Here is a 12,951-nt window from a genome sequence, read left to right on the forward strand (position 1 = left end):
GTGACCGAGGCTCTCGTCGATCCTCGCGGACCGCTCTTCCGGCCGGGCCGCATGCTGACCCGGCCGGAGCCGCTGGCTCAATCAGAGTCGATCTCGACGCCAGCCGCGCGAGGTCGACGTGACCTCGACGAATCCGAGCTTCGTCAATGTCGCCCGCTCTTCTGCGTCATCGGAGTCAATCGCGGCGATCACTCGATCGACGTCACTCAGTGTGAGCCACTCGCGAAGTTCGCTGACCAGCAGACCCAGCGCCTCTGAGTCGGCTGCCTCCCAATCGGAGAGCTCAGCGAGCCGCGCTCCGGCCGAGTGTCGCTCTGCGCGATTCACGGTCAGATCCACTTCAACGTGGCCGACCTTCTCCGAACCCTGCGTTGCAACGAAGCGCAGACCCTGCGAGCCGAGTTCCCGCACGAGTGTCAACTCCGGCGAGACGGGACTCGTCACTCCGGGAGCGAGCCCGGCTGTGGTCGCCATGAGTACAGACTCCGTTGCCCCGCCGGGCGAGAACCCTCCCCGCTCGAGCGCCTCACGCACGTGCGGCCACGTGGCCGGAATCCCGTAGACCCCGGGGAAGGGGAGCTGTCCGTCGGCATATGCCGCCAGCACGGTCCACGCCCGCAATTGTGCGAGGCAGGCCTGCATCAGGACGTCGGCTCCCCGCTCGTCAGCGTCTTGCTGTGGCAGGGACAGAAACCACTGCACCAGCCCGGTGCCTCGGTAGTCGTGACCCACACGAGGATAGTCGGCGAACCGGTGCAGATGCGCAGCCGCGACGAGACGATCGTCCTGCTCCACGACGATCGTCGTCCTCTCCACCACCCAGGGGTCCACGACGTACTCGTCGGGCTGGCGTTCCAAACTGCTCAGGACGGCGTTCACCGAGACGCGAGCTCCCGGGATCACCGCCGAAAGGTGGGCGTTCACCAGATCGGTGAGTTGATCGCGGTCATCACGCCGGAAGAGTCGGGCGCGGAAAGTGGCATTCATGATCGGCCTCCGAATATCAAAGGGAAAGGCCGCCACCGGATGCGGTACGCCAGTTAACGTAGCACGACGGATGCGCTCGACGAGGCGGGCAGGGCGTCCGATGAGGACGCCCTGCCCGCCGGTGCGCGCGAACGCGGGGGTCAGCCGATGGCCACCGCGATCTCGTTCGGGGTGTGGTCGAGCTCGACCGAGGCGATGATCTCCCCGGTCGTGAGGTCCACGGCGTGCACACTGTTCGCGGCGGGCTCGGTGATGTACGCGATGTCGCCGTCGACCTTGATCGCCGGGTGCGCGTCCTGCCACTGGGCCGGACCCTCCCACGCCTCGATCACGGGGTAGGACTCGGTGAGCTCGCCCGTCTCGGGGTCGAGGACGTAGATCTGCCCGTCGGTCGACAGGATGTAGGCGAGGTCGCCGGGGCCGCGTGCGATGTCGCGGAAGGTGTACTGCACCTCGGCGGGCAGCTCGACGACATCGAGGGTCTCGGCGGCGGTGTCGATCAGCGTGACGGCATTCAGCAGGTAGCCCTCCGCGTCCGGGTCGTTCTTGTAGTCGCCGACGACGATCGGGCTGGTCTCCGAGACGAATGCGTTGCCCATGCGGCCGTACGCGTCCGGTGCCGCGAGCTTCGTGAAGGCCTCGTCCTTGAACAGCAGCGCACCGTTCTCGCAACCGAAGATCACGGCTTCCTCGGCCGCGGTGCCTTCGCCGTGGATGCCGGGGCACTCGGCGTTGACGGCGGCCTCGTCCCAGTGGTCGTCGTGTGCGTGCAAGGATTTGGCCCCGGTGCGCGACGTCTCGTCGCCGACCGTGGTGAGCAGCGAACCGTCCTCGAGCACGATCGAGACACCGTGGTGCGGGGCATCGGCGGTGTACGTCGTGGTCTCGGGAAGAGCGTCGTAGTCGTCGGCGAAGCCGTCGGTCGGCACGATCGTGGTCGTTCCGGTGCCGTCGTCGAAGAGCACGGTGTTCTCGCCGTGGATGACGACGTGCCCGGCCGCGGTCGCCTCGAACAGTGCGTCGGTCAGGGCGGGCTCGGCGGTGTCGAGCATCTGGAACCCTGCGGAGGTGGTGACGGCGATGGTGCGGCCGTCGCCGAACGGGTTCAGGCGGGTGAACTCCTCGGTCTCGAACTCGTCGACGACCTCGAGCGTCTCGGGGTCGAGCACCGCGATCCCTCCGGGGTACGAGATCGCGACGCGTCCCGTCTCGCCCGCGGTGGTGCCTGACTTCTCGTCCGTGGGCGCGGTGTCGCCTGCTCCGCCCGCACCGCCGGCGCAGGCGGTGGCGAGCAGCGAGACGCCTGCCAGCGCCGCGACAGCGGCACTCATCCTCATGTGTCGCTTCATTGTGTTTCCTCTCGTATCGGGCCCCGGTCGGGGTCCATTCATGGGGTCAGTCCGTCGGCGATGCGGTCCGTGTTGGCGCGCATCATCGTCAGGTAGGTGTCGGCGCCCTCGCCGGGCTCGGTGAGAGACTCGGTGAACAGCTCGATGACCTCGACCTGGACGTCGGCCTCGGAGGCCAGCACCTGGATGAGTCGGTCCGGCTGCGAGGATTCGGCGAAGATCGTGCGCACTCCTGCCTCGTCGATCGCGTCGGTGAGATCGCGCAGGTCGGCAGCGCTCGGCGCGGCGAGGGTCGTGCCGCCGGGGATCACGGCGCCGATGAGGCGGAAGTGGAAGCGGTCCGCGAGGTAGCCGAAGACGTGGTGGTTCGTCACGAGTGCTCGTCGTTCCACGGGGATCGCGGCGAAGGCGGCCGACATCTCCTCGTCGAGCTCGGCGAGTTCGCCGCGATACGTCTCGGCATTGCTGCGGACCTGCGCGACGTCGATCCCGTCCACTTCGGCCAGCGCTTCCTCCACCGTGTCCACGACATCGACCATGCGCGCCGGATCGGTCCAGAAATGCGGATCGTCCGCACCGTTCGCGTCGTCGGAGCTGTAGGGCAGCACGTCGATCACGTCGCCGGCCACGACCGTCGGGACTCCCGCGGCTGCGGTGCGATCGAAGTGCTGCTGGAGCCCCTCCTCGAGGCCCAGTCCGTTCGTCACGAGCAGGTCGGCGCCATCCATCCGTGCGGCCTCCTGGGCGGAGATCTCGAACGAGTGCGGGTCCGCGTTCGGTTTCATCAGGATGGTGACCTCGGCCGCATCGCCGGTGAGGTTCTCGACGACGTCGCCGAGGATGTTCGTGGTGACCACGATCTGCGGTCGATCCGATGCCGCCGTGCCGGTGCACCCCGCGAGGCCGGCAAGGACCACGGTCGTCGCGATCAGCAGGGAGGACGCACGCAGCGGCCTCATCGCCCGACCTCCGCGACGAATGCGGGAGCCGTGGGCGTCTCGAGGGAACGAGCGACGCGGGCGGCATCGGCGTAGTCGACCTCGTATACGACGCCGGCGGCCGGGTCGCTGACGTAGGCCCGCTGCTCGTCGAGGGTGAGCGAGGAAGCGGCGCCGCCGTCGGCGAGCAGAGGATCAGTGGCGCCGACGAGTGCGCCGTCGTCGGCGAGATGCACGACGATCCGCCCGTCGATGTCGATGGCGACCACATGCCCCTCGGCGTCGTCCACGGCGACCACGTGCGTCAGCGGACGTTCGGTGGGCACCAGGGTCCAGGTGCGCTCCCGGGAATCGAGCAGCCAGAAGCCGGTCGTGCCCGCGACGGCGGCGACCGTCGGACGACCCTTCCGGCCGTCGAACGACAGGGCGCGCTCGACGGCGCCTGACGGGTAGGGGATGCGCTCGACGGTGAGGCCCGCATCCTGCCAGGCCGCCAGGACCGCACCGTCTGCGCACCCGACGACGAGTCCCACGCGGGTGGTGATCGCTCCCGAGGCGTCGGCGCAGTCGATAGGGGAATCCGCGGGCTCACCGTCGCTGTCGTGATAGATGAGCGTGTCGTCGACGGCCACGAGTGCGCCCTCTCCGATCGGGGCGACCAGGCCGGTGTCCGCGTTCACCTCGATGCGGAACAGCTCATCGAGCCGTCCTTCGGAGAGTGCCTTGTTGTCGAGCAGCACCGCCTCGCGGCTGCCGCCGAAGAACACGCCGGTGGCCCCGGCGGTAGACAGCGGGCCCGTCACGACGGTGGCGATGCCCTCGCCGGCGACCGTGCCCAGAAGCGCGGGCTCGGCGAGGTAGTAGTGGAAGTGGTCGCCGTGATCCCAGCTCCATCGGCCCGAGTCGATCACCTCCACGCCCTCTTCCGTGGTCACGAACCCGTAGCGTCCATCGCTCGCGAGCGCCGACGGGGCTGCCGTGCGGTCGAGGGTGGTCGCTTCCTCGGTCCGCAGGTCGAGCACGGCGGCGTTCCCCGCGGCATCGATGGACAGCAGACCCAGAGGCGGCTCGGCGACCTCCTCGGCGCCGGCGATCGCGCCGTGGCCGTCTCCGGACGCCGGGGTCGCGGGCGGTGAGCTCTCCGGAGCAGAGGCGCACGCACTGAGCGCGACGATCGTCAGGGCGGCGGGGAGGAGCCGGAGGGGGCGGGGAATCATCGGGTCCTTTCGGGGAGCGCGACGGCAGGAGCATCGGGCGATGCGGGTCGCGGGGATGTGGATTCGGGGTGCTCGACGGGATGGTGCCGACGAACGGCGCGGGTCAGAAGCGAACGTGCGGTTGCGGAGAGAGCGGCCAGCAGCACGGCCGCGGTGGCGATCGAGGCCCCCGCGGCCACCGCGAAGTGCCAGGAGGCGAAGAGCCCGATCAGGACGGCTGCGGCGCCCACGAGGGAGGCCCCGAGCATGGTCGTGGGGATCCGCGTCGTCCACGCCCGGGCGGCGACGGCGGGGGCGAGGAGCAGACCGACGACGAGGAGCGTGCCCACGGCCTGGAATGACGCGACGACGGCGAGCGTCACGAGGGCGACGAGCACCACGTGCGCGAGCTGGGGGCGCAACCCGAGCGTGCGGGCGATGCGCGGATCGAAGGCCGTCGCCACGAAGGAGCGATGGAATGCGGACGCGACGCCGACCGTGACGACGGCGGCGACGAGGAGCATCGCGATGTCGTCGGGGCGGATGGCGAGGATGTCGCCGAACAGCAGAGCGGTCGCGTCCGTGGCGAAACTGCGGGAGTGGGAGACGATGATCACGCCGAGCGAGAGCATGGCGACGAACAGCAGACCGATGCTCGTGTCGTACGAGAGCCGGCCCCGTCGCTGAAGGAGGCCGATCGCAGCGCTCATGGCGGCAGCGCTCAGAGCCGCGCCGAGCAGGACCGGGGCGCCGACCACGGTGGCGAGCGCGACGCCGGGCAGCATTCCGTGGCCGATCGCCTCGCCGAGGAAAGCCATGCTGCGGATCACGACCCACGTGCCCACGACCCCGCAGATCACGGCGACGAGCATTCCGCCGCACAGGGCACGGACGAAGAACTCCACGGCGAACGGTTCGAGCAGGAAGGGCACGAGAGGAGACTCTATATGAGAATGAGAATGATTATCAATTGCTAGGCTGAGGCTATGGATGAGAGCTCTGCGCTGTCCGCGCGTGACGTGTGCTTCGGGTACTCCGACGATGACGTGCTGCACTCCGTCACGGTCGATGTCCGTTCCGGGGAGATCGTCGCTCTGGCCGGGCACAACGGGTCGGGCAAGTCGACACTGGTCGAAATCCTCGCCGGTGTGAAGGTCCCCCGGCGGGGTGCGGTGCGCCGCCGAGGGACTCTCGCGCTCGTCGTGCAGCGTCCTGCCGTGCCGGATGCGTTGCCCGTGTCAGCGGCGGATGTGGTGCGCATCGGGACGTGGAAGCGCGGGCGACGCCTCTCCCGCTCCACCGCGCGTCGAGCGGTGGAGCGGGCCCTGGACCGCGTCGGCATGTCGGAGCTCGCGGGCCGCCCGTTGGCGGAGCTGTCCGGCGGGCAGCGGCAGAGGGTGTTCCTCGCGCAGGGGATCGTGTGTGAGCCCGATGTCCTGCTGCTGGATGAAGCGGCTGCCGGTCTCGATCGCGAGAGTGCTGCCCGGATGCAGGAGATCCTTCGGGAAGAGGCCGCTCGCGGCGTCGCGGTGTGCACCGTCACCCACGACGACGCTGCCGTACTCGCCGCCGACCGTGTCATCCGGCTGGAGCGCGGGCGAGTGATCTGAGCGACCTAATCCGTCTCCGCCCGCAGGCGCCTCTCGAGGTCCGCGAGGCTGGTGGCGTGGATGTCGAACCGCTCGCCCGGGGAAGGGGGTTCGGCGTCGGGCCGAGGCACGTAGGCCGTGCGCAGGCCCGCATCCCGCGCCGCTCTGAGGTCCCACGCATGGGCCGCGACCATGAACGGGGGACGACCGCTCGCCGGGACGCTCGCCATCGCCAACTCGTACATCTCCGCGGCCGGCTTGTAGGTGCCGGCGTCCTCCGCCGAGAGCACCTGGTGCCAGCGGAAACCTGCATGGACGCTCAAGCCGGTCAGTACCCGACGACTCGCGTTCGACAATCCCACGACGGTGGCGACCTCGGCGAGGGAGCGCAGACCCGCGGCGGAGTCCTCCCAGGGCGGGCTGAAAGCGGAGGCGCCGACGAGCGCGGGGACGGCTGTGACGGGAAGGACGCTTCGGGAGGCGAGCCGCTCCAGCACTTCGGCGTCGAGCTGGTCGCTGGTCGCAAAAACGCGTTCACCACGGACGATGGCCTGCTCCTGTTCGGCCACTCCGCTCAGCCACTCGTCGACGATCGCGGTCGTCTCTTCGCGGTCGAGGCCTGTCGTCGCCTCCACTCGGCGTCGGAGACCTTCCGCCTGATTCACCAGAGTGCCCAACACGTCGAACACGGCCACGACGCGCTCCGGCGCCACTTCACGGGATCCGTCGGTCATGCAGAAGAGAACACGTCCGGAGCGCGGACTGTTCCGCCGCGCTCCAGCGGAGCTGCGCCGCGACATGGAGGGGTTGCTTCCCGCATGGGAGCATCCCGCCGAGCAGGATGTCCTCGATATCCAGCAGGCACTGTGGAAGAGGGGGCTCGTGCGCGCCGCAGCAGTGTTCGACTGTCTCATCGCCGCGTACGCCGTCGCCAACGACGCCGTCATCCTCAACTCCGACCATGACTTCGGATACATCGAGCTGGCGACCGAAGGCAAAGTCCGCCAGGTGTACCTGGAGGGCTGACCCCGCGGCGGACGCCGGGGCGGGGTGCATGATCCGCCCGCGGGTTGCCTTCGTCAGACGCTTCGTGGCGTCCCCCGGACGGATCAGCGGTCGCCGACGGACCGGGTGTGCGCGTCGGGGGCGAGGTCGATCCGACGCAGCAACTGGGCGTTCAGCGCGACGACGACCGTCGACAACGACATCAGGATCGCCCCGACCGACATCGGCAGGACGAATCCGATCGGCGCCAGGATTCCGGCGGCGAGGGGCACCGACACGAGGTTGTAGCCCGCCGCCCACCACAGGTTCTGCTTCATCTTGCGGTACGTGGCGCGCGACAGCTCGATCACGGAGATCACCGAGCGGGGGTCGGAGCTCGCGAGGATCACGCCGGCCGAGGCGATGGCGACGTCGGTCCCCGCCCCGATCGCGATGCCCACGTCGGCCTGCGAAAGTGCGGGCGCATCGTTCACGCCGTCGCCGACCATCGCCACCTTCTTGCCCTCGCGTTGCAGCTCCGCGACTTTGGCGGACTTGTCCTCGGGGCGCACCCCGGCGAAGACCCGGTCGATGCCGAGCTCGGCAGCCACCGATTCGGCCACAGCCTGCGCATCCCCGGTGATCATGACGACCTCGACGCCCCGACGGTGGAGGGCGTCCACGGCCTCGCGGGATTCGGGGCGGATCTCGTCGGCGAGTCGCAGTCCGCCGACCACGCGGCCGTCGAGCACGACATGGAGGATGATGGCTCCCTCTTCGCGCCACACGTCCGCGGCGGCGATCTCCTGCGCGCCGATCTCATCGAGGAGCTTCGGGCCGCCGACACGCACCTCTGCACCGTCGACGGACGCCGTGACACCCACCGCCGGGGACGAGGTGAATCCGGATGCAGGAACGAGCGCGAGGCTCTTCTCCTCGGCTGCCCGTACGATCGCCCGGGCCAGGGGGTGCTCGCTGTCCGCTTCGGCGGAGGCGGCGAGGACGAGCAGCCGATCGGCGTCCATCTCACCGGTCGGCTCGATCGCCGTGACCGTCGGAGCACCCTTGGTCAGAGTGCCCGTCTTGTCGAACAGGACGGCGTCGACCGTGCGCATGCTCTCCAACGCGAGTCGGTCCTTGATCAGCACGCCGCCACGTGCGGCCCGCTCGGTGGCGATCGACACCACCAGCGGGATCGCGAGCCCGAGGGCGTGGGGGCAGGCGATGACCAGCACGGTGATGCTGCGGACCACGGCGGCGTCCGGATTCCCCACCACCGTCCACACCACGGCGGTGAGCGCGGCGGACAGCAGCGCGAACCAGAACAGCAGCGCGGCGGCGCGGTCGGCGATGCGCTGCGCACGGGACGAGGAGTTCTGTGCCTCCGTCACCAGCCGTTGGATGCCGGCGAGGGCGGTGTCGTCGCCCGTGGCGGTGATCTCCACCCGAAGGCCCGAGTCGGTGGCGACGGTGCCTGCGGTGACGGTGTCGCCGGTGGACCGCGTGACGGGACGTGATTCGCCGGTCACCATCGACTCGTCCATCGCGGCGGTCCCGTCGATGATGCGGCCGTCGGCCGGGACGCTCCCGCCGGGACGGACGACGACGACATCGCCGACGGCGAGTTCCGCGGGGGAGACCGTGACGGTCGTGTCGCCCTCGACCCGCTCGGCCTCGTCGGGCAGAAGGGCGGCGAGCGAGTCGAGGGCCGACGTCGTCTGCGCGAGCGACCGCATCTCGATCCAGTGTCCGAGGAGCATGATGACGATCAGGAGCGCCAGCTCCCACCAGAACTCGAGCTCGTGGTGGAGCAGTCCGAGCGTCGCGCCCCAGGATGCGAAGAAGGCCACGGTGATGGCGAGTCCGATGAGCAGCATCATCCCCGGCGTGCGGGTCCGGAGCTCGCTGACGGCGCCGGTCAGGAACGGCCAGCCGCCCCACACGTACATGACGGTGCCCAGCACCGGGGCGACGAACTGCGCCCAGCCCGGGACGTCGTACCCGAAGAGCATCGCGAACATCGGAGAGAACGCCACCACGGGCACCGCGATGACGAGGTTGATCCAGAACAGGCGCCGGAACTGCCCGACGTGATCACCGTGCCCCGCATGCCCGCCGTGCCCTCCGTGTCCGCTGTGCCCTCCGTGTCCCTCGGGCGCCTCGTGCCCCGTGTGCCCGGAGTCGGCAGCGGTGGGGGCCAATGCATGCTGGTGCGCGTGCGGCTCGTTCATGCGTGATCCTTCCTCAGAGCGGGGCGGGTGGCTCGACGGGAGCGTCCTCGTCGCGTGACGCTCGTGAACCCGCGCAGGCGCAGGCTGTTGCCGACCACGAACACGCTCGACAGCGCCATCGCTGCACCGGCGAGCATGGGGTTGAGCATGCCGAGCGCCGCGACCGGGATGGCGGCGACGTTGTAGGCGAAGGCCCAGAACAGGTTGGTCTTGATCGTTCCGAGCGTCTTGCGCGACAGGCGGATCGCGTCGACCGCGCTGCGCAGGTCACCGCGTACCAGCGTGATGTCCGATGCCTCGATCGCCACGTCCGCGCCGGTGCCCATCGCGAGTCCGAGGTCGGCCTGGGCGAGGGCGGGGGCGTCGTTGACACCGTCGCCGATCATCGCCACCGTCTTGCCCTCGCGCTGGAGCCGGACGACCACGTCGACCTTGTCCTTCGGGAGGACCTCCGCGACCACCTCAGCGATCCCCACTTCCGCCGCGATCTGCCGTGCCACGGTCTCGTTGTCCCCGGTGAGCAGGATGGGGGTCAGTCCCATCGCCTGGAAGTGGCCGATCGCCTCGGCGCTGCTCGGCTTGATCGTGTCCGCGACGACGAGGATGCCGCGTGCGTGTCCGTCCCAGCCGACCGCGACGACGGTCTTGCCCTCGCCCTCGGCCTTGACCTTCGCCGAGGAGAGGCCCGGACTCAGTGTCTGCGACCACTCGGCGAGGAGCGACTCGCGTCCCACGAGCACGGCATGGCCTTCGACGACGCCCTGCACGCCCCTTCCCTCGAGGTTCGTGAACTCCTCCGGAGTGGGCAGTGCGCCGACCTCCCTGGTCGCACCCGCGGCGATCGCCTGCGCGATGGGATGCTCCGAGGCATCTTCCACCGCCCCGGCCAGCCGCAGCAGCGTCGCGCGGTCGGTGCCGGGCTCCACGATGACGTCGACCAGGGTCATCCTGCCGGTGGTGACCGTTCCGGTCTTGTCGAGCAGCACGGTGTCGACCCGGCGGGTGGATTCCAGGACTTCCGGGCCCTTGATGAGCACGCCCATCTGCGCCCCTCGACCGGTCCCGACCAGCAGGGCCGTGGGCGTGGCGAGCCCGAGCGCGCACGGGCACGCGATCACGAGGACGGCCACCGCCGCCGTGAATGCCGCGGCGACGGGGAACCCCGCGACGAGCCAGCCACCGAGCGTCACGAGGGCGATCACGATCACGATCGGGACGAACACCCCGGAGATCCTGTCGGCGAGACGCTGCACCTCCGCCTTCCCGGTCTGCGCGTCCTCGACGAGTCTGGCCATCTGTGCCAACTGGGTATCCGCGCCGATCCGGGTCGCGCGGATCACGAGCCGCCCCCCGACGTTCGTGGTCGCGCCGGTGACGCTGTCGCCCGGGGCCACCTCGACCGGCACGGATTCACCGGTCAGCATCGAGGCGTCGACGGCCGACGTCCCGGAGACCACGAGGCCGTCGGTCGCGATCTTCTCGCCCGGTCGCACGACGAACTCGTCGCCCACCTGGAGGTCTTCGACCGGGATCCTCGTCTCTGCACCGCCGCGCAGCACGGCGACCTCTTTCGCACCGAGTTCGAGGAGCGCGCGCAGAGCCGCGCCGGCCTGCTTCTTCGACCGCTTCTCGAAGTAGCGCCCCGCGAGGACGAACATCGTCACGCCGGCACCCACCTCGAGGTAGATGTTCGCCGCCCCATCGGAGGGAGCCAGTGCGAACTCGAACGGGTGCGTCATCCCCGGCATGCCTGCGGTGCCGAAGAAGAGCGCGTACAGCGACCAGAGGAAGGCGGCCGAGGTTCCCATCGAGATGAGCGTGTCCATCGTGGCCGTTCCGTGGCGCAGGTTCGTCCACGCGGCCTTGTGGAACGGCCAGCCCGCCCATGTGATCACCGGGGCGGCCAGCGCGAGCGAGGCCCACTGCCAGTACGTGAACTGCAGCGCGGGGATCATGGCCATCGCGATCACGGGCACCGTCAGCACGATCGCGCCGATCAGTCGGTTGCGCAGCGAGAGCAGCTCAGGATCGGTGTCGTCGGTGTCGCCGCCTGTGGCCGCGTCCTTCCTCTTCCCCCGTGGGGCAGCGACGACCGCGGAATACCCGGTCTTCTCCACCTCGGCGATCAGGAGCGCTGCGTCGTAGTCGTCCGGGACCGAGACGCTCGCCTTCTCCGTCGCGTAGTTGACGGTCGCCACGACGCCGTCGAGCTTGTTCAGCTTCTTCTCGATGCGCATGGCGCAAGAGGCGCAGGTCATCCCGCCGATCTCGAGCTCGACGCCCGATCCCATGCTCGGAAGTGCTGATGTGCTCATGGTCCTATCCTTCTCCTGATCGTCGTCGGTGGGCTCAGCGAGAGGCTGTGCCCGTGGTGTCGGCCTTCACGCCGTGCGCACGGCCGCGTACCCCGCCTCCGTCACAGCGGCGAGGATCTGAGCGTCGTCCACGCCGTCGGTGCTCGTGACGACGAGCTTGCCCGTCTGTGCGCTGACCTGGATCCCGTCGACGCCGGGAACCTCGGCGACTTCTTCGCGGACCGACATCTCGCAGTGCCCGCACGTCATCCCGGTGACCTGGTACTCGTTGGTCGTCATTGCCTCTCCCATTCTCTCGCGTACCCCTATGGGGTATTGGATCACCACAACCATATACCCATCCGGGGTATTCCGCATCCCTGGATCCGGCTTGCCCTCCGAGTAAATTCGCTCATTCTTTATCGGGAAGACCTCATGATGAAGGCGGCTACTTTCCTAGGCTCGGGAACGTGTCCGACCCTTCGACCCGCCAGCCCTCATCGCCCGTGCTTCCGGCCGGCGTGCTCAGAGATGACTCCGGTGCCGAGGTCCGGGACGCCTACTTCGTCTCGGACAGCACCGGTATCACCGCCGAGACCCTGGGGAACGCCCTTCTGGCGAACTTCCCCGGCGCGCGCTTCCGCCGCCACACCGTGCCCTTCGTCGACTCGGTGGACGGCGCCCGCGCCGTGATCGGCGATCTCCGGGTCAGCCCGGCGGGCGCTGCTCCGATCGTCTTCACGACCGTCAAGTCCGCGCAGATCCTCGCGGAGTTCCATGCGTCGGGCGCGGTCGTGATCGACCTCCTCGGCGGGCATCTGCGGGAGCTCGAAGCCTCCCTCGGCAGTGCGGCCTCCGAGCAACTGGGCCAGTATCACGGCGTCGGCGACATGGAGCGCTACTTCGCCCGGATGCGGGCGGTCGAGTACGCGATCGAGCACGACGACGGCCAGAGCATGCGGGCGCTCGACATCGCCGACGTGATCATCATCGCGCCCTCTCGGTGCGGGAAGACCCCGACGACCATGTACCTGGCCCTGCAGTACGGACTGCTGGTGGCGAACTACCCGCTCACCGACGACGACTTCCCGTCCGACGGGCTGCCCGCGACGGTCGAACGGTTCGCGAGCAAGTGCTTCGGGCTGACGACGACCCCGCTCCGGCTGAGTCAGGTGCGTCACGAGCGGCGGCCGGACACGGTGTACTCCAGCCTCGCTCAATGCACGCTCGAGATCCGCCGCGCGGAAGACCTCTATCGGCGCAACCGCGTCCCCTTCCTCAACTCCTCCACGAAATCCGTGGAGGAGATGTCCGCCGTGATCATGCAGTCCATGCGACTGCGCAGCTGATCGCGGTCTCCACCCCTCGCACACGACGCCCCAC

12 protein-coding genes are annotated in these 12,951 nt (G+C 69.2%); 3 read left to right on the forward strand and 9 right to left on the reverse strand.

Translation table 11 applies throughout. The features are described 5' to 3' along the window. Positions 1 to 81: 81 nt before the first annotated feature. The 5 genes from KV397_RS02525 to aztB all read right to left on the reverse strand — a co-directional run bounded on the left by KV397_RS02525 (position 82) and on the right by aztB (position 5,402). Positions 82 to 987, reverse strand: a complete 906-nt coding sequence (locus tag KV397_RS02525; RefSeq protein ID WP_153242905.1) for an N-acetyltransferase — start codon at positions 985 to 987, stop codon at positions 82 to 84. A gap of 140 nt (positions 988 to 1,127) precedes the next feature. Next, the gene (gene aztD / locus KV397_RS02530) at positions 1,128 to 2,324 is read right to left on the reverse strand and encodes a zinc metallochaperone AztD (RefSeq protein ID WP_261812091.1); all 1,197 of its coding nucleotides are present in this window, start codon (positions 2,322 to 2,324) and stop codon (positions 1,128 to 1,130) included. A gap of 50 nt (positions 2,325 to 2,374) precedes the next feature. After that, complete coding sequence (gene aztC, locus KV397_RS02535; protein ID WP_261812092.1) at positions 2,375 to 3,295, reverse strand: zinc ABC transporter substrate-binding protein AztC; 921 nt, start codon at positions 3,293 to 3,295, stop codon at positions 2,375 to 2,377. After that, positions 3,292 to 4,491 carry an ABC transporter gene (locus KV397_RS02540; protein ID WP_261812093.1) on the reverse strand — a complete coding sequence of 400 codons (1,200 nt, stop codon included), beginning with the start codon at positions 4,489 to 4,491 and terminating at the stop codon, positions 3,292 to 3,294. The genes aztC and KV397_RS02540 overlap by 4 nt, the downstream gene beginning before the upstream one ends. Further along, complete coding sequence (aztB, locus tag KV397_RS02545; RefSeq protein WP_261812094.1) at positions 4,488 to 5,402, reverse strand: zinc ABC transporter permease AztB; 915 nt, start codon at positions 5,400 to 5,402, stop codon at positions 4,488 to 4,490. The genes KV397_RS02540 and aztB overlap by 4 nt, the downstream gene beginning before the upstream one ends. A gap of 54 nt (positions 5,403 to 5,456) precedes the next feature. Here aztB and KV397_RS02550 point away from each other — a divergent pair, with 54 nt between their 5' ends. Then, positions 5,457 to 6,080, forward strand: coding sequence for a metal ABC transporter ATP-binding protein (locus tag KV397_RS02550; RefSeq protein WP_261812095.1), 624 nt, complete (start codon positions 5,457 to 5,459; stop codon positions 6,078 to 6,080). 5 nt (positions 6,081 to 6,085) lie between these two features. Here KV397_RS02550 and KV397_RS02555 read toward each other — a convergent pair whose 3' ends face one another. Then, positions 6,086 to 6,793: an HAD-IA family hydrolase gene (locus KV397_RS02555; RefSeq protein ID WP_261812096.1), complete on the reverse strand. Its 708-nt coding sequence runs from the start codon at positions 6,791 to 6,793 to the stop codon at positions 6,086 to 6,088. Between KV397_RS02555 and KV397_RS02560 the strand changes: the two genes are divergently transcribed. Further along, positions 6,792 to 7,085, forward strand: a complete 294-nt coding sequence (locus tag KV397_RS02560; protein ID WP_261812097.1) for a PIN domain-containing protein — start codon at positions 6,792 to 6,794, stop codon at positions 7,083 to 7,085. The two genes, KV397_RS02555 and KV397_RS02560, sit on opposite strands and share 2 nt — an antisense overlap. An 83-nt stretch (positions 7,086 to 7,168) precedes the next feature. Here the strand turns inward: KV397_RS02560 and KV397_RS02565 are convergent, their stop codons facing one another. The 3 genes from KV397_RS02565 to KV397_RS02575 all read right to left on the reverse strand — a co-directional run bounded on the left by KV397_RS02565 (position 7,169) and on the right by KV397_RS02575 (position 11,868). Then, positions 7,169 to 9,274, reverse strand: coding sequence for a heavy metal translocating P-type ATPase (locus tag KV397_RS02565; RefSeq protein WP_261812098.1), 2,106 nt, complete (start codon positions 9,272 to 9,274; stop codon positions 7,169 to 7,171). Then, positions 9,271 to 11,589 carry a heavy metal translocating P-type ATPase gene (locus tag KV397_RS02570; RefSeq protein WP_261812099.1) on the reverse strand — a complete coding sequence of 773 codons (2,319 nt, stop codon included), beginning with the start codon at positions 11,587 to 11,589 and terminating at the stop codon, positions 9,271 to 9,273. The genes KV397_RS02565 and KV397_RS02570 overlap by 4 nt, the downstream gene beginning before the upstream one ends. Before the next feature lie 66 nt (positions 11,590 to 11,655). Continuing rightward, complete coding sequence (locus tag KV397_RS02575) at positions 11,656 to 11,868, reverse strand: heavy-metal-associated domain-containing protein (protein ID WP_047522544.1); 213 nt, start codon at positions 11,866 to 11,868, stop codon at positions 11,656 to 11,658. 221 nt (positions 11,869 to 12,089) lie between these two features. Here KV397_RS02575 and KV397_RS02580 point away from each other — a divergent pair, with 221 nt between their 5' ends. Next, on the forward strand, positions 12,090 to 12,917 hold the full coding sequence (locus KV397_RS02580) for a pyruvate, water dikinase regulatory protein (protein WP_261812649.1): 828 nt from the start codon (positions 12,090 to 12,092) through the stop codon (positions 12,915 to 12,917). The last annotated feature ends 34 nt before the right edge of the window (positions 12,918 to 12,951 follow it).

It is taken from the genome of Microbacterium aurugineum (assembly GCF_023101205.1).
GTDB classification, from domain to species: domain Bacteria; phylum Actinomycetota; class Actinomycetes; order Actinomycetales; family Microbacteriaceae; genus Microbacterium; species Microbacterium aurugineum.

What these genes read in the sequence shown, in the direction of transcription:
- KV397_RS02565 (WP_261812098.1), bottom strand. Translation starts at nt 9,274, where the DNA reads ATGAACGAGCCGCACGCGCACCAGCATGCATTGGCCCCCACCGCTGCC.
- KV397_RS02575 (WP_047522544.1), bottom strand. Translation starts at nt 11,868, where the DNA reads ATGACGACCAACGAGTACCAGGTCACCGGGATGACGTGCGGGCACTGC.
- KV397_RS02525 (WP_153242905.1), bottom strand. Translation starts at nt 987, where the DNA reads ATGAATGCCACTTTCCGCGCCCGACTCTTCCGGCGTGATGACCGCGAT.
- KV397_RS02560 (WP_261812097.1), top strand. Translation starts at nt 6,792, where the DNA reads ATGCAGAAGAGAACACGTCCGGAGCGCGGACTGTTCCGCCGCGCTCCA.
- aztC (WP_261812092.1), bottom strand. Translation starts at nt 3,295, where the DNA reads ATGAGGCCGCTGCGTGCGTCCTCCCTGCTGATCGCGACGACCGTGGTC.
- KV397_RS02555 (WP_261812096.1), bottom strand. Translation starts at nt 6,793, where the DNA reads ATGACCGACGGATCCCGTGAAGTGGCGCCGGAGCGCGTCGTGGCCGTG.
- KV397_RS02540 (WP_261812093.1), bottom strand. Translation starts at nt 4,491, where the DNA reads ATGATTCCCCGCCCCCTCCGGCTCCTCCCCGCCGCCCTGACGATCGTC.
- aztD (WP_261812091.1), bottom strand. Translation starts at nt 2,324, where the DNA reads ATGAGGATGAGTGCCGCTGTCGCGGCGCTGGCAGGCGTCTCGCTGCTC.
- KV397_RS02570 (WP_261812099.1), bottom strand. Translation starts at nt 11,589, where the DNA reads ATGAGCACATCAGCACTTCCGAGCATGGGATCGGGCGTCGAGCTCGAG.
- KV397_RS02550 (WP_261812095.1), top strand. Translation starts at nt 5,457, where the DNA reads ATGGATGAGAGCTCTGCGCTGTCCGCGCGTGACGTGTGCTTCGGGTAC.